This window comes from Rothia sp. 32237D007AR, assembly GCF_053544675.1.
In genome coordinates this window covers 87,243-107,205 of sequence record NZ_JBPPUO010000004.1, presented here as the reverse complement: position 1 = coordinate 107,205, position 19,963 = coordinate 87,243, and the positions used below count along the sequence as shown (strand labels likewise).

Here is a 19,963-nt window from a genome sequence, read left to right as displayed (position 1 = left end):
CAAGATATTCCGTAGATTAAAAGGCTACAAGCTGAGACCCTGTCCCCATAACTATGAGCAGAAATCTGCCCGAATGAGCAGCTTTCTTCCTTTAAGATGAGGGAGCAATATTGAATAAATCCGCATATGAGGGGTAACTTATGGCTCAATACATACCGCGTCACGCTGCGCCCAGGAACAAAAATATCAGTAAGCACCGGGCAGCTGCCCTCTCGCTGACGGCCCTGCTGTCTCTTAGCATGGCCCCGGCCACAGCCAATGAAACCGCGCCCCTGACTGAAAACAGTCAGGCTGTACAAGAAGCAGAAGTGCTCATTCAGGAAGCCCTCACTGACAGAGGCAACAACCCCGCAGATATCTATAAGGCAGCACCTGAAACCCTGGTGAACGAGACGTTCTACGACGCTCCTGCGCACCTGCCCACAGCTAACGGCGCCCTCATTAAAAAGGAAACATTTAGCTTTAAGGTCGATGCCAATAACATCATCGCCCACCCTGTGGCTCAGGCCCAACGGATTATGTATAAATCCACTGACCACCAGGGGAACCCCGTGGCCGTCACTGGCACCGCACTCACCACCACCAAGCCGTGGGGCGGGCCCGGCGAGCGTCCTATTATTGCCCTAGCTCCCGGCACGCAAGGGATTGGGGACTCTTGTGCCCCCTCCAACCAGTTTGGTGCAGGTAGTGAATATGAAAGCCTGGTCATTACTGCCCTCTTGAATGCAGGCTACAACGTAGTAGTCACTGACTACATCGGCCTGGGTACTGAGGGCACCCACAGCTACCTCAACCGTGTTGACCAGGGAAATGCTGTGCTAGATGCTGCCCGGGCAGCTACCGCAACCGACCTTGGTCTGGGGAGTAGGACCTCGCCTATTGGTCTATGGGGCTACTCCCAAGGCGGCGGTGCGGTGGCGTCCGCTGGTGAACTCCAAGCCAGCTACGCCCCGGAGCTTAACCTCAAAGGCATCTATGCTGGTGCCGTCCCCGCCGATTTGCAGGCTGTGACCACCTTTATCGATGGTGGCCTCTACACCGGCTTCTCGCTCATGGGTGTGGCAGGTTTAGCTGATAGCTACGGTCTTGACCTGAGTGATAAGCTCTCAGCCGAGGGGCAGGCTGCCCTGGAGGCTGTACGTCACCAGTGCACGGGTGAGGCTATCACCACCTTCGGTTTTAAGAACACCCGCATCCTAACTGCCAGCGGCCAGACCTTAGCTCAAGAGATGATGACCGATCCACAAATCGCACACATCGTAGCTCAAAATAATCTGGGTCAGCAGGGGCGGCACCCTCAGGTACCTATTCTGATTGCTTCCTCCTGGGCAGATGATGTGATTCCTTACCAGACCAACCGCCAGCTGGCAGCAGACTACTGCCAGCAGGGGGCTGACGTTACCTTCTATACCCTGGCAGGTGTCGGTCATGCCCCCGGTATTTTTGAGGGAATTCCTGGCGGCTTGATTTTCATGGACCGTCAGTTTAAGGAGCTACCCAACATTAATTCTTGCTGGCAGTTCTAAAGAGATCTGCACGGAGCCGCACATAAAATCTGCACCTTGCCGCATTTAAAAACAGTGGGCCCGGTACCTCCTGGTTAAGGAGGGTGCCGGGCCCACTGCTCGTCTTTTTACATGTTTTTCTCATAGATGAGAAAATGACTCACTTTTATAGGCGGCTCCTTCGCATCGACTTAGGTGGGCAAGTTAGATAGCGTCTGACAGGTAGGTGACAACGCCCCAGGGTGAGGCGACAGTGACCTTGTACTGGGTCTTGATGACTTTAGGGTCGGTTTTTGCGGGGTCACCGAATGTTGCGGCGGGTAGGCGGGTCATGAAGGAGACCACGCTAGCACCTGCCTGGCCGTGAGCAATGTTGCTCATGACTTTAATGTCCCAGCTCCAGCCGTCGCGGCCTTCGGTGGTGGTGTAGTGGTTGCCGTAGCCCCAGGTCCACATGGTGTTCTTGGTGACCATGGGGGCCTCTGCAAAACGCAGGTAGTTGTAGAGCTTGTCATATTTGGTGTCAGCGCCCTTGAAGTCGTCGTTGAGGCGAATCACGGGGACGTTTGCACCAAGGCCGCGCGTACCGTTGGGGTTGTAGGCTTTATCGCCTTGAGCAGCGGTGAATAGGAAGCGGTCGTCCCCGGTGGGGGTGTCTTGATAGACTACGTCGCCTGCGACGTTTTCAACTTTGACAGAAATAATGGTTCCCTGGCCAACGCCGTTTACGCCGTTGACTGAATTGATATCAGCCATGCGGTCGCCACCTGCGGGGAAGGTAGGGGGCCAAGTATTGTTAGGAGCTGACGAAGGTGATAGCGGGTTGGCGGCCTGATCCTTGGGGAAGGAATTGTCGAAAGAGAAGGCCTGCACAGAACCGGTGCAATTGCTGGTGGGGTAAACAGCCCACTCAAGTTCTTTTCTGGCTCTACCATCGAAGTCACCCTGGCTAGGCCAGACATTAGACCAAGGAGCAGCAACAATGGTTCCGTAGGTGCAATCAGTGGTAGCTGGCACAGGCGAAGCAGCATAGGCGGGTATCGCTGCGCTAGCGAGAACGACGGGGGTAGCCCATGCCGCGCCACGAGCTAGAGTACGACGCTGGATTTGGGGTGAGTTCACAATAATTCCTTCAGTCTTGGTGCAAGGCTCGATTTGGTTTCCCAATTCAAGACAACCGTAACACTAAAATATTTTTATGACACACCTGTTTTTCCAAAAACTCGGGGGGGGGGGGGGGATTCCCAAGCTAATCTGTTATTGTCTACAAAATATAGGCATTTAAAAGTTTTTTTAATGTGACGCTAGTGTTCTTTCCCTGGCGCATGTATCTGCCTTGCTCTGCTAAGGTTCCACCGTGGTTCACAGAAAGAAAAGGGTTGGGCACACCTAGAAGGTGTACCCAACCCTTTTCTTTTATGAAGAGAATCGTGTTTCTTGGTCTAGTAAGCCTGTGCCCAGTGGCCTGCCAAATCTGCGGTGAGTAGGGTTCGCAGGGTGCGGGCATGAGCGGTGGGGATACGACTAAAACGGTATCCATCAATGGTCAAGGTATTGCCCAGCAGAGGCAGATAGGTCAGCTTTGCCTGGTCAAGGGAATGTAAATCAAGAGTGAGGCTGTTGCCCGCCTGAAAAGAATTTTTCAGAATCAGAATACGCTCATTGGTAATCACTAAGAGGGAATCGCCGAAGCTACCAAACCTGCCGGTGGCAAGATCTACAACCGTTTCACCGCGCACCATGGAGTCTGCCATGCGCAGAGCCTTATGGAACTTTTTGAGACCCCCATGGGCAGAGTGACGCTTAATAGCAGAATCCAGTGAGGTGCTGGTGTAGGTGTCGGTTGCCCAGTGCGCAAAGTTCATACTGCTCTTCCTCAAATGTTTCAGGGGGGTGATATGCGAGCTGTACCCAACTATACACATATTTTGTCCCCTAAAGTGCAGTGTATGAAGAAAAATTTTGTCCCCCGCTTGCTAAGTGGCTATATTAGCCCTTCATGCGGGCTGGTGGGGTGTTTCCCTGAATTCATGAGGGGATAAAGTTCAGCAAAAAATTTACGTGTAAAATATTTGCTGCCTATTATGGATGACTAGTGCCAATTTTTTTTAGGGGACAAGACTGTGGGGTCTTGTCCCCTGGGGTGCGTGTCACAATAGATAGCAGTAACACTTCGATTCGTAGGGCAGTCTAGACATGAAACCTCTCATTATTGGTATAGCCGGTGGCACCGGTTCTGGTAAGACCACTTTGACCAACTCTTTGCTGGAAAAATTTGACGGCCAAGTGGGCGTGATTTATCACGATAACTATTACAAATGCAACGATCACCTCACCTACGAACAGCGCTGCCTGCTGAACTACGATGCTCCCGATGCTTTTGATAACGATTTGCTCATCACCCATCTCAAAGCCCTGGTCGAAGGCCAGCGAATTGAAACGCCTGTCTACGATTTTGCTGACCATAACAGGTCAGATGAAACTCTTATTGTTGAGCCTCGACCCATCGTTATCCTCGAAGGTATTCTCATTTTTGCTGAACCTGAGATTCGTAACCTGTGCGATATCAAGCTCTTTGTTGATACGGATGCTGATGTGCGCATCCTGCGCCGCTTGCGCCGTGACGTCATTGAACGCGGCCGTACTATTGAGTCGGTGGAGACCCAATACCTCACTACCGTCAAACCTATGCATGAGCTCTACGTGGAACCTTCTAAACGTCATGCAGACATGATCATTCCTGAAGGGGTCAATGTGGTAGCTCTGGATATGCTCTTTCACCGTATGAGCGGTCAGATTGATGCTCAGGCTGAGCACCTATAGCTAGCCCCGACTAGCCCCGAGTGGCTCTGACCAGTAGTGAGTTTTTGAGACTCCTTGGGGCCTTACTTGTACATATAAGAGGTGCCCGCTTCTTCAGAAACGGGCACCTTAGTCTGTGCTAGCTGGTTTTACTTCTTGCCGGCCTTAAGGGCTGCCAAGCGGGCTTCAAGGTCTGACTGGCGGCCAAGTTCTTCAAGGTCGTTGAACTGGGCATCAAGGGAGGACGCTGCCAGTTCCTGCTGGCCGCGTACGCGGGCTTCTTCGCGGCGTACCTTGTCTTCAAAGCGGGAGATTTCGCTGGTGGGGTCCATGACATCGAAGGCTTTGAGAGCATCGTTGACCTGGGTCTGAGCGGCTGCTGACTTCTGGCGGGCTACCAGTTCATCGCGCTTACGCGTGATTTCGTTCAGCTTTTCCTTCATCTGGGTAAGACCAATTTTGAGCTGTTCAACCACAGCGGTCTGGGACTCAATCTGAGGCTTGATAGCTGAGGCTTCGTTCTCTGCCTGCATCTGACGGCCCAGGGCAATCTTGGCCAGGTTGTCGAACTTATCGGCGTTGGCGGTGTCGCCAGCGGAACGGAACTCATCTGCCTTGTTAGAAGCTGCAAGGGCCTTAGCGCCCCACTCATCGCCCTCACGGAGGTCTTCGGCATGGTCTTCTTCGAGCATGCGCAGGTTCCCAATGGTCTGGGCAACAGCCTGTTCTGCATCAACAATGTTGTTGGTGTAGTCACGCACCATCTGGTCGAGCATTTTCTGAGGGTCCTCAGCGGCGTCAATCAGGGCGTTGATGTTTGCCTTGGCGAGCTGAGCGATACGACTGAAAATAGTTTGCTTAGCCATGGTTATACCTTTCGGTGGGTAAGGGAAAGCATGAGCAGGCTTGCTGTGCCTTCTTTGATTCTGTCAAGGTCTGGGGCGGGCTGCACGGTGCCACGCCCGCTGGCTGCTACGTTGGTAGCGAAAACTGGGTGTGAGGTAGCTACCTCAGATGAGGCGAGAGATAGCGGGGCGGACGCCAGTGGGTTAGAAGTTGCCACCAGCCCCGCCGCCGTCACCCCAGCTGCCTCCTCCGCCGAAGCCACCGCCAAAGGTACCACCACCCATGCCGCCACCGAAACCACCTGACCCAAAACCGCCTGACTCGAAGCCACCGCCGGAGCTGTGGCTGTTCCCCCCAAAGAGGGTGCCCAGCAGGATGCCCCCGAGCATGGCGGACCCGAAGTTCCCGCCACCGCCGGGGTAGCCCTTGTGCTGGTTGAAGTGCTCAACATCGGAGCGGGCCATGCGCTGGGCCTCGCTAGCTAGGCGGATAGCATCATTAGCGTGTGACAGGGCCGTGATGGGGTCGCTGTGCTGGAGCTGCTGGGCCTCGGCCAGGTGGCGTTCTGCTTCGCGCAGGCGGGTGCGGGCGTCCGCTTTTACCCCGCCTCGTCGGGCCCAGACATACTCGCTGGCAGACGATACCTGAGCCTGAGCAGAGACAAGGGCGTGGCCTAGTGACTCACGGGCGCTGCGCTCTTGCTCATGAGTCTGACGCACAGCATCTAGGGCAGTGTCTAAATCTGAACGTACTTCTTGCAAGCGCTGGTTGAGTATATAGGGGTCAATAAGACCTGCTGCACGTTCAGCCCTAATCTGACCCAACACCGCCTGGACGCCAGCAGCAGCACCAGAGAGCTGACTTCTACTGCCTGCCCCGGTGTGGGCTAACTCTTGGGCCTGGGCGACGTCCCTGTCAGCTAAAATCAGGGCGTTATCGAGGGAGGCCGCCATCTTACCCAGATCAGTTTCTGCATGGTGAACTGACTCTAAAAGACCCTGGGCCTGGCCTAGGGCTTCTTCACTGGCACGTAGGGCAAGAATAGCTTGGCTTCGCTGGGTGCCCAGTAAGTCTTCAGCTTCTTTGGCTTCCTGGCGGGCAAAGTCGAGACGCCCCTGAGCCTGGCTGATGTTATCTGCTACTGCCGCAAAAGCACTGGGGGAGTAGCGGGTGCCCAGGCGGTCCAGGGCCGCTTGAGCTGCTGGGAAGAGGGACGCGACTGATTCGATACCCTGATTCAGGTTAGCTAGGGCCTGCGGCGCGGTTTCTTCCAGCTTGCGCAAATTCGTGAAGTTTGCGACCTGTTCGTTGAGGGCCTTTTGGGCGTCCTGGGTGCGGGCAAGAATTTCTGTGAGCCAGGCTCTCTGGTCTGCTTCGGTATCGGGTATCTCATCATCTAGCTGTTTTTGGAGCTGGAAGGAGTGCTGCATGTGCTGCTTGGCTGCTTCGATAGCTGCAAGGAAGGGTTTAACCTCGCTTTCACCGTATTGCAGGCGGGCGAACTCTACTTCCTGCTGGGAGTGGGCGATAGCGTCATCGGTAGCTACCAGCTGGGCACCGGCACGAGCCCGTAACTCTTCTATGGAGGGCAAAGGCTGGGTGGGGGCAGGGCGGCCGGTACGGCTGCCAGGGGTATTCTTGCGCGAGGACGCCCGCGAGCGGCTAAAAGCCCAGGCCCCGCCACCTGCTACAGCAGCTACACCCAGCAGGGCCGCACCGCCCAGGATCGCACCTGATGCGCCAGCATTCACAGCCCCTGATCCCTTGTTTTCAGAGCTCACTGCCCCTGAGCCTAGCTCAGCTTCGATACCGGTCACGGCAGCCTGGGCTGCTGCCGCATAGTTGGAGTTCGCTAACTCAGGGTAGATGTAGTTTTGGTAAATCTTTTCTTGCTGGCTGGTGGAAAGTACCGAGGTTGACCCTGCCATGAAATAGGCCTGGCGGGCTTCGGTAGCAATGACAAGAACCACATCATTGGTTCCCATGTTGTTCAGGGCAGCAAAATCACTGGTCCACTGGGAAGATGAGCGGGGGGACTCAAACTGATCAATGGTCACAACAAAGAGATTGACCTGTTCCTGGCGGGCAAGCTGGCTGATGGAGTTCTCGAGCGAACTGGTGTTGCCTAGTGCTGAGGTGGTGTCGCTGACTCGAACCCCGGCGTCCAAATCATAGGGAGCTGCTGCTAGGGCAGCGGGAGTGAGCCCAAACGCTAGAGCGGCAGCAAGAAGGGCAGAAGCGGCAGGTTTGCGTGACATGGGTTCTCTCTTCTGGAGGTCAGCGGTACTTGAGCACTATTGTAGCCCTGCTCACCTTAAGCGTGTCTGGCGATTCAAGGGACGTTCACCCTCAGCTCAGGGCACTGCACCCACTTGGGGGAGCGTACAGCAAACACCCAGCTTTACTTCATCTTCAACACAGACCTATAGCGCATAGTGGGAGCTAAGAAATAATGTGGCAGGGGCACCCGAAGCCATGTGCCGTGCCCCTTACCGAGCCACCTACCGGGGCACCTGCCCGGCGAAAAAATGATGAAAGAGAACCAGTAGAGATGTCACAGAACCCATGGGGCCAGGCCCCCGGCACCCCTTATACAGGAGACTACACCTCCCACCAGCCCCAGCATCAGTCTCAACCTCAGGCCCAGTTCCAGCCCCACCCTCACCCTGCGTCCTCTCGCGGCAAACACACCACAGGCACCCTACTGGCAGCAGCAGCTATCGCCGCCCTGGTGGGCGGCAGCATCGGCGGCGGGGTAGTAGCACTGAACCCCACCGGCTCCACATCGAACCTTAATAGCACCAACTCCGGCACCACAATCGTCAATAACACCGACTCCGTCAACGCCGTCACCGCAGCAGCAGCCAAGGCTGCCCCCTCCACCGTCACCATTGCAGCAAGCTCATCGAATGCCTCCGGCTCAGGATCAGGCGTGATTCTCGACCACCAAGGGCATATCCTCACCAACACCCACGTCGTCACCCTCGACGGGGCCACCGCTAAGGCCTCCATCGAAGTGCAGCTAGCTGACGGTAACGTCCGCACCGCCACCGTAGTGGGCACGGACCCCACCAGTGACCTAGCCGTCATTAAGCTCGATAAGGTCGAAGGCCTGGACCTTACCCCCGCCAGCCTCGGCGACTCAGATGCCCTCAACGTAGGCGATACCACCGTAGCTATCGGTGCCCCCTTAGGGCTTTCTAATACCGTCACCACCGGTATCGTCTCAAACCTGGTGCGCACCATCGAGGTAGCCTCATCGGCAGCTGACCAGTCCCCCGCCGACGCCGGTAGTAGCACCACCGACCCCTTCGGCAGCTCACCCTTCCAATTCGAAATCCCCGGGCAAGAAAACCAGAGCACAACCGCAAGCTCCACCATCGCCCTGAACGTCATCCAAACCGATGCCGCCGTGAACCCCGGAAACTCAGGTGGAGCCCTCATCAACTCTGAAGGTGAAGTCATCGGCATCAACGTAGCCATCGCCTCAACCGACTCCTCCAGTACCTCTGCCAGCGGTAACATCGGCGTTGGGTTCGCCATCCCCATCAACTACGCCAAACGGGTATCCCAAGAAATTATCAATCAGGGCTCAGCCACCCACGGCATGCTAGGTGCCATGGTCTCCACCTCACCAGCCAACAAGGACTCCTCCCGAGCCTTCGGCGACGGCGCCCACATCCAAGAGGTCATCCGCGGCGGAGCAGCCGAAACAGCCGGCCTGAAATCTGGCGATATTGTCACCGCCGTCAACGGGCGGAACATCAGCGAAGCAATCGAACTAACTGCCGCCGTCCGCCAAGCAGCAGCAGGTGACACCGTCACCCTCACCGTTGACCGCAACGGCTCGCTCCAACAGATCCCCGTCACTCTAGGCGGTGCCACCGATAGCTAAAGGTAGGCCATAAAATGCACGGGGCCCGGTTACTCTCGCAACCGGGCCCCGCAAAGGCACAACAGAACCTACAGTCAGCCATCGGGTCTAGAGCACCCCACCAGCAAAACCGTGCTGACGCCAAGCCTCAAAAACCGCAATAGAGGCGCTATTAGCCAGGTTGAGAGAACGCCGACCAGGCACCATAGGAATCTTCACCTGCTGAGTAACATGCGGGTCGTTCTGCACATCCTGAGGCAAACCCACCGACTCAGGGCCGAACATGAGCACGTCCCCTTCTTGATACTCAATATCTGCAAAATTAGTGCTGGCTGTAGTCGTGAAAGCAAACACACGGGCCGGGGCTAAAGCCGCCCAGGCATCCTCTAGAGTCTCATGCACGGTCATTACCGCCAGGTCATGGTAGTCAAGACCAGCTCGGCGCAGGTGAGCATCTTCAAAGGTGAAGCCTAAGGGCTTAACCAGGTGCAGCTCAGCGCCAGTAATAGCAGCTAACCGAATAGCATTACCGGTGTTGCCAGGAATTTCAGGGGTATAAAAAAGAATCTTGAACACCCCAACAGTTTACGCGCCCACCGTGAAATAAAAGCACGGTGGGAGCTGTTGAGAGGGTGAAGCAGTCCATAGCTCGCCCCGAAGGCGGGGAGTATGATGGAAGGCTGAATTGTTTTGACCGCCCGCCACGGAAAGGCCAGCGCCCATGCCCCGGGTCTACCTGGACCACGCCGCCACCACCCCCATGCTCCCACAGGCCATAGAAGCCATGGTTGAGCAGATGAAAACCGGCGGCAACCCCTCATCCCTGCACTCAGCGGGCCGTGCCGCTCGCTCCACCGTCGAATACGCCCGTGAGCGCATCGCCCAGGTCGCTGGTTGTGACGCCGCCGAAATCATCTTTACCTCCGGCGGCACCGAGGCCGATAACCTGGCCATCAAAGGGCTCTACTGGAAACGCCGGGAGGCTAACCCCACCGCAACCCGCATCATTGTCTCAGGAATTGAGCACCATGCGGTGGGCGATGCTGCGGAGTGGCTAGAAGCCCATGAGGGGGCCCAGATTACCTGGCTAGCTCCGGACGCCACCGGGCGAGTAAGCGCTCAAGCCGTCAGAGAGGCGGTAGGGCAGAACCCCGACACTGTAGCCCTCATTACCGTCATGTGGGCTAATAATGAGGTAGGTACCGTCCAACCCATTGCCGATATCGCCGCAGTAGCCCACGAGCACGGTATCCCCTTCCACACGGACGCGGTCCAGGCCTTCGGCACCCTGCCGGTTAACTTCAAAGAATCCGGTGCCACCACCATGGCAATCTCTGCCCACAAGATCGGTGGGCCCATGGGGGTTGGGGCCCTTATTGCCACCCGTAGCTCCCAGCTCATGCCGGTACTTCACGGCGGCGGGCAAGAACGCTCGGTGCGCTCCGGCACCATTGATGCCGCCTCCATCGCCGGCTTTGGGGCGGCAGCAGCCCATGCCGGGCAGAACCTCTTGGCTGAAGCCTCTCGCCAAGCCGCACTGCGGGATCAGCTCATCGACGGCGTCCTAGCTGCCGTACCCCAGGCACAACTACGCGGCGCTATCCCCGAGATACCCCAAGAGCGGGCTGCTGGAACCTACCAGCGGCTACCGGGCAACGCCCACTTCACCTTCCCCGGCTGTGAAGGCGACTCCCTGCTCTTCCTCCTGGATATGGCCGGGGTCGAGTCCTCTACTGGATCAGCCTGCAACGCCGGGGTACCCCGCCCCTCCCATGTCCTACTGGCTATGGGTCTCAGTGAGGGCCAAGCCCGCGGCGCCCAGCGTTTCACCCTGGGGCACACCAGCACCGAAGAAGACATCACTGCCCTGCTCCAGGCCCTACCCGGCGCCTGGGCCCAAGCTAAGAAGGCAGGCATGGCCGGGCATGAGCCGGACGCAACCCGCTGGAAATAAACGTAGCCGGGTAAGGCAGAATAGGACGCAGCAACCCGACCGCTGGCTCTAGAGGCTTGGTGAGAGCGGGCAGGTAGCTGACCGCGACCCTCTCGGGACTCGCGCGGGGCGCTCGCCCGATTCACGCCAGCCCCGAGCCAGCGGTCAAAGCTACCTGCCCGCCCCCACCCAAAAATTTCAACTATGACTAGACTGAGGACAACCCAATGAAAATTCTTGCTGCTATGAGCGGTGGTGTAGATTCCGCTGTTGCCGCCGCTCGCGCTGTTGAAGCTGGCCATGAGGTGGTCGGTGTGCACCTGGCGCTCTCCCGCATGCCCGGCACCTTGCGTACCGGCTCTCGCGGTTGCTGCACCATCGAAGATTCCATGGACGCCCGCCGAGTCTGCGACCAGCTAGGTATTCCCTTCTATGTGTGGGATTTTTCTGAGCGTTTCAAGGAAGATGTCGTCGATGATTTCATCTCTGAGTATGAGCATGGGCGCACCCCTAACCCCTGCATGCGCTGTAATGAGAAAATCAAGTTTGCTGCTTTGCTAGAGAAGGCTGTTGCCCTGGGTTTCGATGCGGTGGTGACCGGCCACTACGCCAAGGTTATTACTGATGAGGACGGTAACCGGGAGCTGCACCGGGCGGCCACCTGGGCTAAGGATCAGTCCTATGTGCTGGGTGTGCTCACCCATGAGCAGCTCAAGCACGCCTGGTTCCCCTTGGCTGATACTCCTTCTAAGGATCAGGTGCGCGCTGAGGCTGCTGAGCGCGGTTTCTCGGTGGCTAAGAAGCCTGACTCCTATGACATTTGCTTTATTCCTGAGGGTGATACCCGCGAGTGGCTAGAAGAGCATATTGAGATGGCCGAAGGCGATATTAAAGATACGGACGGGCGTGTGCTGGGTACCCACCGTGGCTCTCAGGCTTTTACTGTGGGCCAGCGTAAGGGCCTGGCGATTGGTCACCCGGCACCTGATGGGAAGCCTCGCTTTGTGTTAGAAATTCGCCCTAAGACCAATGAGGTGATTGTGGGCGGTAAAGATCTGTTAGAGATTGACGAGATCCGTGGGATTCGTGAAACCTGGGCTGGCTTACCAGTAGAAGAGGCTACTACCTTTATAGCCCAGGAGCCTGTGGCAGGTGCCCGTTCGGCGTCCTTTGAGGTGGCTGCCCAGGTGCGCGCCCACGCTGACCCGGTTCCCTCCACCGCTTACCTGGAGTGGGTGGCAGATGATGAGGCGGCTGAGTCTGGTGCCTTGCGTCTAGAAACTGTGGTGCGTCTTCACGAGAAACTAAGGGGTGTTGCCCCTGGCCAGACCATGGTGCTCTATCAGGGCACCCGTGTACTGGGCCAATCCACTATTGCCCGCGCCTACAGTCTGGACCGGGCAGATATTTCAGCTACCGCATAGGGGCGCGGCCTTGGTGCGCTGATGCGATTCCACTCACTGAGAATCAGGGTACTTGAGGCTAGTACCGGCCCCGGAAGGTTTTTAGACTAAAGATATGAGCACTACCCAACCAGACCATAACATGCAGGCCCACGCTACTTTTGATGCCCGTGCCACCTCCATGGCCGGGGTCGATCCCGCTGTCATGGAAGAACTGTTCACTATGCGCCAGGTGATTGACAATATGGATGCAGCCCTGGTGCATATCCTGGCTGAGCGTTTCCGTGCAACCCAGCGGGTGGGCCACCTCAAGGCCGAGTATTCCCTACCGGCAGGGGACCCTGGTCGTGAAGAGGCGCAGATTAAGCGTTTGCGCTCGCTGGCTGAGGCTGCTCATCTTGACCCGGAGTTTGCCGAGAAGTTTTTGAATTTTATTATTTCTGAGGTGATTCGGCACCACGAGAAGATTGCTGCTGAGGCTGAGCAGAAGGCTTAGCTCCCTGGCTTTTCCTTTGCTCTTATGGGTGGCCACCGGCCGGTGGCAGAAAGAGGTGATGTATGCCTGCATCTAGGCGCGCTCGTGCTGCCCTGTATCTGCCTACTGACGCAGAGATGCTAGCTGCCCGTAAAGATATGGAGACTCCTCTGACCTTTGAGGAGCATTTGACAGTTCGGGCTACCGGTATCGGCCCCTGGGCTGGGCATCATGTGGTTGATGCGGTGAGTCGTATTCGTGGTGAGCTGGGGGAACCTCATGTGAGTTACCTGCCTGAGCTGGCTGATAGGGGCTACCGGGCAACGCTGCTGGCTCGTTCTCTTGCGGCTTTGGAGGGGCTAAGTGCGGACGGCACCGCTGCGGGCTGGCGGCTGACGGCTGGTTATGCTGCTGAGGGGGATGCTGCTAGGTCCTTATTGGAATCGGATATCAATACCCTGGCCGATGTGGTAGGCAAAGAAAGCGGGCTGGCACCTGGCAGTATTAAGGTGCGCCTGCTGGGCCCTTTGAGCCTGGCCGCTAGTGCCTACCTCACGAATGGGGAGCGGGTACTTTCAGACTATGGTGCCCGGCGTGATCTGGCTGAGAGCCAGCGGGCAGGTTTTCATTCTTTGGTGAGGCTCTTAGAGCAGGCAGTTCCTGGCGCGCAGGTGCTGGTGCAGATTGATGAGCCGCTCCTTGGCGAGGTGGCAGCTGGGCAACTACCTACCTCTAGCGGGTACCGTACCTTGCGGGCTGTGCCACGCCATGAACTGGTTGCTCTGCTAGGTGCTGTGCACAGCGAATTGGAAGGCCTGGGGGTAAAGGTTGTAACCCGCGCCGATTACCTGAGGCTGCACCCGGAAGTGGGGGCAACCTTGGCTACCCCGATGCTGTCGATGGCAGGTCAGCCTACCTCCGCCTGGGAGGCTTTGGCACCCCGCCTGGAAGCTAAGGGTGGGCTTTACCTAGAGACTGCTGACCCTCTTCAGCGTGTTCCTGCCGGGGAGCTTGCCCACAGCCTGTGGCGTACCTGGTCTGATCTTGGGCTGGGGAAGACCTTGCTCAACCAGCTAGTTCTTGCAGAAACCGGTAACCTTGCAGTAACTGATCCGCAGCGAGCTACAAGCGTGCTGGGGCACCTGACAGAAACAGCCCGTGCCTTATCTGAAATCGCTCAAGAAGCCTAAATCAGCCAAGGGAGCTAAGCCCGGTAGACTAGGGTAAAGCCCACCTCGAACCTCACCAGGAGACCAACTGTGAAAGAAACCATTCTTGTCGTTGATGACGATGATGCCCTGTCAGAGATGGTGGGCATTGTGCTGGCACAAGAGGGCTACGAGACGGTCTTCTGTGAGGCTGGCGACCGGGCTTTTGAGTCTTTTACCACCTACCACCCCGACCTTATTCTGCTGGATTTTATGCTGCCAGGTATGGACGGTATCGAGGTTTGCACCCAGATTCGCAGAGAGTCTGACGTACCTATCATCATGCTAACTGCCAAGGGGGACACCGAAGATGTGGTCAAGGGCCTAGAAGCTGGCGCTGATGATTACATGACCAAGCCCTTTAAGCCTGCGGAGCTGCTGGCCCGCGTCCGCGCCCGTTTGCGCCCGCGCGAAGACCGCCACAATGAGCCCTTGCGTATTGGTAGCCTCACGATTGACCTGGCCGGGCATACGGTCAGCCGTGAAGGCCACACTATTCAGCTCACCCCTCTAGAGTTTGAGCTTTTAGCTAATCTGGCCCGCCAGCCTGGCCAGGTGATGACCCGCGAGGCCCTGCTAGGAAGCGTCTGGGGTTATGAGAAGACGGTGGATTCGCGTCTTGTGAACGTGCATATTCAGCGTCTGCGCGCCAAGATTGAGCGTGACCCTGAGAACCCTGAAATTGTGCTGACTGTGCGCGGGGTGGGTTATAAGGCCGCGGCAGGCCACCGCTAACCCGTGACTGGTTCTTCATCTCGCGTATCCGCCCAGACTAGCACCAGCTCAGGGGCCTCCTACACCTATGGGCCTCTAGCTAATGCCCGTAGGCTCTGGCGCCAGTCCTTGCAGTTCCGTGCCGTGGCAGCCGCTGCTGGCCTGCTCCTGGTGGCTTTCATCTTTGTGGGGTCTTTTATTTCCCACCAGATTGCTAGCTCTCTTTTCCGCGGCAACCTTGAACAGGCCCTTGAGGAGTCCTCGGCTGGTTTTAGTAACGTACAGACCTTGATTAACGGTTCTGATGCGACTGGCCGCACTGAGATTCAACGTGATGTGTCACGTTTTCTTACTGTGCTTGAGAGTAGTAGTGCCGATAGCAACCGTCACTGGGTGCTGCTGAAAGGCGTGAACGCCACCACCGATGGTTTTATTGCAGAGCAGGCCCAGAGCACTGAGTTCTCTGCTAGTGATGTTCCTGAGGACTTGGCTCAGAGTGTGAGTGAGGGGAACGGTATCTACTGGCAGTCCTCGAGCATGATCTCAGCGGACGGACGCCGCGCCCCGGCCCTGGTGGTGGGCACCAGTATCTCGATACCGCAGAACCCTGACTATTCTCTCTACCTGATTTATGATTTATCGACCTCACAGGCCACTGTGCAGTACGTCAATTTGGTGGTCTGGGTAGGGTTCGGTGTGCTTCTGGTGGTGGTTTTGACTATTGTGTGGGTGACAGCTCGCCTGGTGATCCGCCCGATTAGGTCTACTGCTATCACCGCTGAGAAGCTAGCTGCAGGTGATCTTGACCAGCGTGTTTTGGTGCGTGGGCAGAATGAAACGGCGCGTCTGGGCCTGTCCTTTAACCGGATGGCTGATTCCTTACAAGATCAGATTTCTCGTCTTGAGAAGCTCTCGACTATGCAGCAGCGCTTTGTCTCTGATGTGTCGCATGAGTTGCGCACCCCGCTCACTACGGTGCGTATGGCTGCCGATATGTTGCATGATCATCGTGAGAACATGGAGCCCCTCTATAAACGATCAACTGAGCTGCTCTATAACCAGGTAGACCGCTTCGATTCCCTTCTAGCTGATCTACTGGAAATTTCTCGTTTTGATGCTGGCTCCCAGACTCTCGATACGGTGTCAGTAGATTTTATGGCTGTGCTTGATGAAGTGCTTAAAGCGGTAGAGCCCCACCTGATTCGTACGAACACACGCTTGACTGTGCACACGGATCAGAGCGAGATTATGGTCGATATGGACCACCGCCGTATTGAGCGAGTGCTCCGTAACCTCATCTTCAACGCTGTAGAACACTCTGAGGGCCAGCCCATTGATATTTACGTCGATGCTACTGAAAGTACCTTGGGTGTGGCGGTGCGTGATCACGGTATCGGTTTGAGCCCTGAAGAAACTGAGCAAGTTTTCAACCGTTTCTGGCGTGCAGATACTTCCCGGAAACGTACTTTGGGGGGCACCGGTCTGGGGCTTTCTATTGCTGCTGAGGACGTCCGCCTGCACCAGGGCACCCTCGAAGCCTGGGGCATCAAGGGGGAAGGTGCTTGCTTCCGCATGACTATCCCGATTGATCAGGATGTGCCTATGGGCCCTTCCCCTGTCTTGCTGAGCGGCGAGCCCTTAGCTGCGCCGTCCGCACCTGTGGATTCTGCCCCTGCAACTGGTGCTACCGCGACTGCCAACGCCATTATCTCAACCTCATCGGAGCCCACCGTTGAACCCTAATCTTTCCCGCCGGTCAGCTCTTAGCCTCACTGTGAGTTCTTTGCTGACCTTCACCGCCTGCGCCACTATCCCTACGAACGGGGAGGTGAACCACTATGCTGACCCTCAAGCTAGAGGGAAGGCCTCTACTAGCGGCAGCTCACCTGAAGGCCCTGCCCCTGGTGCCCGCCCTACCGAAATCATTGCGGGCTTCTTGCACGCGGGCGTTGGTGTAGCTGATGACTACAGTGTTGCCAGACTCTACTTAACGGAAGATCTTGCCCAGTCCTGGCGGCCAGATGGGCGCACCCTGGTCTACGATTCGGCTTTCACTACAGCCTCTATCACTGACTCGACCTACCAGGTGGCCGTACCTGCGAGCACCTTGGTCGATAACAGGGGGCTAGCTACCTCGTACACTACGGTAGCTGATACCGACATAGAATTTACTCTACGCCAGGTTGATGGTGAATGGCGTATCTCATCAGCCCCCGATGGGACGGTGCTGAACAGGGCTGAGTTCACTGAGGTTTTCAGCCCCTTCACCCTCTATTTTTATGACCCCACCTACACCTATGCGGTGCCTGATATTCGCTGGTTTGCTGAGCGAAGCACAGTAGCTACATCTTTGGTGAGGGTACTTTTGGAGGGGCCTGCGCCTTATCTGGTGGGTGCTGTTGCTAGCGCAGTTCCAGCTGATACCAGGCTGACGCGCAACTCGGTACCTATTGATGGTGGGGTGGCTGATGTTAGGCTCTCAGGGGGCAATGCTCTTTCTACAGCTAGTGCTCTTGAGGTTGAGCGTCTGCGTACTCAGCTCACCCAGACTCTCACCGCTCTTGCTTCAGTGACTACGGTGCAGCTGACCATTGATGATCAGATTGTGGGGGCTTCTACCCTGGAGAATTATCGGGAGCCTGCTGTTAATTCTGAGGTTGCCCGCAATATTGTGGGTATTGAAGAAAACCGTCTGATTACTCGTGCAACTCTTGATGATGCGGCGAGCCAGCAGACTATTGTGGAGACTTCAGCCCCGGCTCTTATTACCTTGCCTGCTATGAATTACACCCGTAACTACTATGCCTTCACCAATACGGGGCAGGATGAGATTTGGTTGGCCAGTTCTAATGGGGCACGGTCTGTTTACCGGGGCACCCATGTGTTGGCGCCGTGTTTTGACCACCAGAATTGGTTGTGGGTGGGGGAGCAGGACGGTTCGGTGCGGGTTATTGCTGCGGGGCAGGAAGACCGCACCCCCCATACTATTGCTAGCTGGCTCAGTGGGGAGCTCTTGCACAGTATTTCTATTGCCCGAGATGGTACTCGTGCTGTGCTTGTGACCTCCTCTGCTCATGGGAATAGTTATGGGGCTTGGGTGTGCGCTATTCGTAGGGCTGCAGATGGTACCCCTGAGCAGCTTCTTGCCCCGGTGCGGTTAGGTGCAGAGATGAGCCCTCGGGGGGCGGAGTGGGTCAGTGATGTTGAGGTCTTCCTATGGAATGGGGAGACCGCTCAGACGGAGCTGGTATCTTTGACGGGTGAAAATACTCAGTACGATTCTTTGCAGGGTGTTACTCGGATTGTGACTGGTAGGGGCCTTGACCAGGTGGTGGCGATGACCGGTGATGGGGGGCTCTATACGGTGGCTGGGCTGAGTTGGACTCGTAGTGAAAGTAGTTTGAGCCAGATTAACTATTCTGGCTAGTTAACTATTTTGGCTAGATTGGTCCGGATCAGTTATCCCTGCTTCTTGTGCTGACCTGGCTGATGAGTAGATGCTGTGGGTATGAGATTTACCCGCCCCTTTGTTCCGCCTTTACCCGATATGCGAACCAGTTGGAGACAGGCCACAGAGCTTTTCTTCCCGCGAGTGTGTGCTAGCTGCCAGGTTTTTGGCCCTACTATGCTGGCTTCTTATGCTCTTTGCCCGGTGTGTGACCGGCTGGTTCGCCTAGCTACCCTTAATGTGCATTCTGCTGTCTTGCCGGGCACTCAGTTGCCGGTGGTTTCTTCTGGGCGTTACGAGCATGAACTGGGGCGGTGTGTTTTGGCTTATAAGGACGCCGGGCGCACCGACCTTAGCCCCTATCTGGCTGCTGCTGTGGCGCGGGCTGTGCGCTCTCTTGTCGATTCTTGTCAGGGGGCCTTGGGGCAGGGTGGGCCACTTTATCTGGTTCCTTTGCCCTCTAGTAGGGCTTCTGTTCGTAGGCGTGGTTATGCTCCTGCCCCCTTATTGTGCCGTTCTGCTGTGCCCTTGCTGGGTTCTTTAATGGATGTGAGGGTGGTGGATGCGCTTGCCCAGGTTCCTGCCTGGGTGAGGCTGGTGCGGGGGCGAGAGGGAGCTAGGGCTCAGAAAACCTTGGGGGTTGAGGAGCGCCATCGGCAGATGCGGGGGAAGCTTACTCTTGGTAGGCCTGCCTTGCACTGGGTGGGGCGTCATTATTCTTTAGAGGGTGTTACCTGTGTGCTGGTTGATGATGTGTTAACTACTGGTGCTTCTTTGCGGGAGGGGTATCGGGTGCTGAGTGAGCGGGGTGCTATGGTCTTGGGTGGGGCGACTATTGCTTATGTTCCCAAGCGGCAGCCATATATCATAGGGTGACCTATCGCAGCAAAATTGAGGTTTTTCCTGCGCAAAGAACTGTAAAAGATGTAAGAAAAAATGACTTGGGCCACAAGAGGGCGTAGACTTGTAGACAAGGAATCCACAAGATAGATTCCCCGATGTTCGGCAGTCACAAGGCCGGGCATTCACCCCCTGAGAATGGAGGGAATTGTGGAACTCAACATCACCGGACGCAACGTCAAAGTAAGCGAACGTCTACAGGAGCATGTCGAAAGTAAAATCACCAAGTTTGAAGCCTTGGGTGAAAATGTAACTGACATCGAAGTTAAATTCACCAAGGAAGGCCAGAGTGGCCCCGCATCTATCCGGGTGGAAATCACTGTTATTGGCCGTGGCCCTGTGCTCCGCGCAGAAGCAACAGGCCAAGACAAGTTCGCAGTATTCGACGAAACCTACGGCAAGCTTCTAGAACGCCTGCGCCGCGCCCGTGATCGTCGCAAGACCCGTCGCTCAGGCGGCAAGCGCCCCGTTTCAGTCTCTGAGGCCACTGGCGCAATCCCCGTCATCACCGACCAGGTTGCCCTCACCGAGATTCAGGCTGATGACCTGCCCGTTGAAGAAGCAGCTTTCGCTGGGGACTACGACCTGCACGAAGAAGCAGATTCACCCATCGAAATTCGTCAGAAGACCTTCCCTGCCGATCACATGACTCCCGAAGAGGCTGTTGATCGCATGGAGCTGGTTGGCCACGATTTCTTCCTCTACGTTGATAAGGCCACCGGGGCACCGGCAGCGGTCTACCGCCGCAAGGGTTGGTCCTACGGTGTCATCACCCTTGAGGAAGACGCCAGCTAGAACTAGCGCTAAAACTAACTAGTTTTATTGCAGGGCCCTCTGCCTTCTTTTACCCTTAGT

At 56.5% G+C, this 19,963-nt stretch carries 18 protein-coding genes; 12 read left to right on the top strand and 6 right to left on the bottom strand.

Annotated elements, in window-relative coordinates; all coding sequences use genetic code 11:
• Nucleotides 1–140: 140 nt before the first annotated feature.
• Nucleotides 141–1,526, top strand: a complete 1,386-nt coding sequence (locus ACED87_RS04240) for a lipase family protein (protein WP_449082592.1) — start codon at nt 141–143, stop codon at nt 1,524–1,526.
• Nucleotides 1,527–1,709: 183 nt separating this feature from the next.
• Here ACED87_RS04240 and ACED87_RS04235 read toward each other — a convergent pair whose 3' ends face one another.
• Complete coding sequence (locus ACED87_RS04235) at nt 1,710–2,627, bottom strand: hypothetical protein (protein WP_449089630.1); 918 nt, start codon at nt 2,625–2,627, stop codon at nt 1,710–1,712.
• Nucleotides 2,628–2,947: 320 nt separating this feature from the next.
• On the bottom strand, nt 2,948–3,370 hold the full coding sequence (locus tag ACED87_RS04230) for a hypothetical protein (RefSeq protein WP_449082588.1): 423 nt from the start codon (nt 3,368–3,370) through the stop codon (nt 2,948–2,950).
• Nucleotides 3,371–3,701: 331 nt separating this feature from the next.
• On the opposite strand from ACED87_RS04230, the gene udk reads away from it, so the two are divergent.
• A complete protein-coding gene (udk, locus tag ACED87_RS04225; protein ID WP_449082586.1) occupies nt 3,702–4,328 on the top strand; it encodes a uridine kinase in 627 nt (208 codons plus the stop codon).
• A gap of 128 nt (nt 4,329–4,456) precedes the next feature.
• Here the strand turns inward: udk and ACED87_RS04220 are convergent, their stop codons facing one another.
• From ACED87_RS04220 to ACED87_RS04210, 3 genes are read right to left on the bottom strand one after another with little or no spacing between them, the layout of a single operon-like run.
• Nucleotides 4,457–5,173 (bottom strand): PspA/IM30 family protein, encoded by a 717-nt coding sequence (locus ACED87_RS04220; protein ID WP_449082584.1) that lies wholly within the window; start codon nt 5,171–5,173, stop codon nt 4,457–4,459.
• Nucleotides 5,174–5,175: 2 nt separating this feature from the next.
• A complete protein-coding gene (locus tag ACED87_RS04215) occupies nt 5,176–5,370 on the bottom strand; it encodes a hypothetical protein (protein ID WP_449089628.1) in 195 nt (64 codons plus the stop codon).
• Nucleotides 5,357–7,411, bottom strand: a complete 2,055-nt coding sequence (locus ACED87_RS04210; RefSeq protein ID WP_449082581.1) for a TPM domain-containing protein — start codon at nt 7,409–7,411, stop codon at nt 5,357–5,359. The genes ACED87_RS04215 and ACED87_RS04210 overlap by 14 nt, the downstream gene beginning before the upstream one ends.
• A gap of 293 nt (nt 7,412–7,704) precedes the next feature.
• On the opposite strand from ACED87_RS04210, the gene ACED87_RS04205 reads away from it, so the two are divergent.
• Nucleotides 7,705–9,048 carry a S1C family serine protease gene (locus ACED87_RS04205; protein WP_449082579.1) on the top strand — a complete coding sequence of 448 codons (1,344 nt, stop codon included), beginning with the start codon at nt 7,705–7,707 and terminating at the stop codon, nt 9,046–9,048.
• Between the two features lie 87 nt (nt 9,049–9,135).
• Here ACED87_RS04205 and ACED87_RS04200 read toward each other — a convergent pair whose 3' ends face one another.
• Complete coding sequence (locus ACED87_RS04200; RefSeq protein WP_449082577.1) at nt 9,136–9,603, bottom strand: tRNA (cytidine(34)-2'-O)-methyltransferase; 468 nt, start codon at nt 9,601–9,603, stop codon at nt 9,136–9,138.
• 145 nt (nt 9,604–9,748) lie between these two features.
• Here ACED87_RS04200 and ACED87_RS04195 point away from each other — a divergent pair, with 145 nt between their 5' ends.
• The 9 genes from ACED87_RS04195 (at nt 9,749) to hpf (ending at nt 19,903) form a co-directional block, all read left to right on the top strand.
• Nucleotides 9,749–10,981, top strand: a complete 1,233-nt coding sequence (locus ACED87_RS04195; protein ID WP_449089627.1) for a cysteine desulfurase family protein — start codon at nt 9,749–9,751, stop codon at nt 10,979–10,981.
• A 206-nt stretch (nt 10,982–11,187) separates the two neighbouring features.
• A complete protein-coding gene (gene mnmA, locus ACED87_RS04190) occupies nt 11,188–12,384 on the top strand; it encodes a tRNA 2-thiouridine(34) synthase MnmA (RefSeq protein ID WP_449082574.1) in 1,197 nt (398 codons plus the stop codon).
• Nucleotides 12,385–12,478: 94 nt separating this feature from the next.
• Complete coding sequence (locus ACED87_RS04185) at nt 12,479–12,859, top strand: chorismate mutase (protein WP_449082572.1); 381 nt, start codon at nt 12,479–12,481, stop codon at nt 12,857–12,859.
• A gap of 62 nt (nt 12,860–12,921) precedes the next feature.
• On the top strand, nt 12,922–14,028 hold the full coding sequence (locus ACED87_RS04180) for a hypothetical protein (protein ID WP_449082570.1): 1,107 nt from the start codon (nt 12,922–12,924) through the stop codon (nt 14,026–14,028).
• Between the two features lie 69 nt (nt 14,029–14,097).
• Nucleotides 14,098–14,781, top strand: a complete 684-nt coding sequence (gene mtrA, locus ACED87_RS04175; RefSeq protein ID WP_449082568.1) for an MtrAB system response regulator MtrA — start codon at nt 14,098–14,100, stop codon at nt 14,779–14,781.
• A gap of 3 nt (nt 14,782–14,784) precedes the next feature.
• The gene (gene mtrB, locus ACED87_RS04170; RefSeq protein WP_449082566.1) at nt 14,785–16,503 is read left to right on the top strand and encodes an MtrAB system histidine kinase MtrB; all 1,719 of its coding nucleotides are present in this window, start codon (nt 14,785–14,787) and stop codon (nt 16,501–16,503) included.
• Complete coding sequence (locus ACED87_RS04165; RefSeq protein WP_449082564.1) at nt 16,493–18,187, top strand: LpqB family beta-propeller domain-containing protein; 1,695 nt, start codon at nt 16,493–16,495, stop codon at nt 18,185–18,187. The genes mtrB and ACED87_RS04165 overlap by 11 nt, the downstream gene beginning before the upstream one ends.
• An 81-nt stretch (nt 18,188–18,268) precedes the next feature.
• Nucleotides 18,269–19,084, top strand: a complete 816-nt coding sequence (locus tag ACED87_RS04160) for a ComF family protein (protein WP_449082562.1) — start codon at nt 18,269–18,271, stop codon at nt 19,082–19,084.
• A 174-nt stretch (nt 19,085–19,258) separates the two neighbouring features.
• A complete protein-coding gene (hpf, locus tag ACED87_RS04155; protein WP_449082561.1) occupies nt 19,259–19,903 on the top strand; it encodes a ribosome hibernation-promoting factor, HPF/YfiA family in 645 nt (214 codons plus the stop codon).
• Nucleotides 19,904–19,963: the final 60 nt, after the last annotated feature.

Excerpts from the sequence above, each read along its gene's own strand:
- ACED87_RS04240 (WP_449082592.1), top strand. The coding sequence starts at position 141 with ATGGCTCAATACATACCGCGTCACGCTGCGCCCAGGAACAAAAATATC.
- ACED87_RS04205 (WP_449082579.1), top strand. The coding sequence starts at position 7,705 with ATGTCACAGAACCCATGGGGCCAGGCCCCCGGCACCCCTTATACAGGA.
- ACED87_RS04220 (WP_449082584.1), bottom strand. The coding sequence starts at position 5,173 with ATGGCTAAGCAAACTATTTTCAGTCGTATCGCTCAGCTCGCCAAGGCA.
- ACED87_RS04230 (WP_449082588.1), bottom strand. The coding sequence starts at position 3,370 with ATGAACTTTGCGCACTGGGCAACCGACACCTACACCAGCACCTCACTG.
- ACED87_RS04210 (WP_449082581.1), bottom strand. The coding sequence starts at position 7,411 with ATGTCACGCAAACCTGCCGCTTCTGCCCTTCTTGCTGCCGCTCTAGCG.
- ACED87_RS04160 (WP_449082562.1), top strand. The coding sequence starts at position 18,269 with ATGAGATTTACCCGCCCCTTTGTTCCGCCTTTACCCGATATGCGAACC.
- ACED87_RS04195 (WP_449089627.1), top strand. The coding sequence starts at position 9,749 with ATGCCCCGGGTCTACCTGGACCACGCCGCCACCACCCCCATGCTCCCA.
- ACED87_RS04185 (WP_449082572.1), top strand. The coding sequence starts at position 12,479 with ATGAGCACTACCCAACCAGACCATAACATGCAGGCCCACGCTACTTTT.
- ACED87_RS04180 (WP_449082570.1), top strand. The coding sequence starts at position 12,922 with ATGCCTGCATCTAGGCGCGCTCGTGCTGCCCTGTATCTGCCTACTGAC.
- mnmA (WP_449082574.1), top strand. The coding sequence starts at position 11,188 with ATGAAAATTCTTGCTGCTATGAGCGGTGGTGTAGATTCCGCTGTTGCC.
- udk (WP_449082586.1), top strand. The coding sequence starts at position 3,702 with ATGAAACCTCTCATTATTGGTATAGCCGGTGGCACCGGTTCTGGTAAG.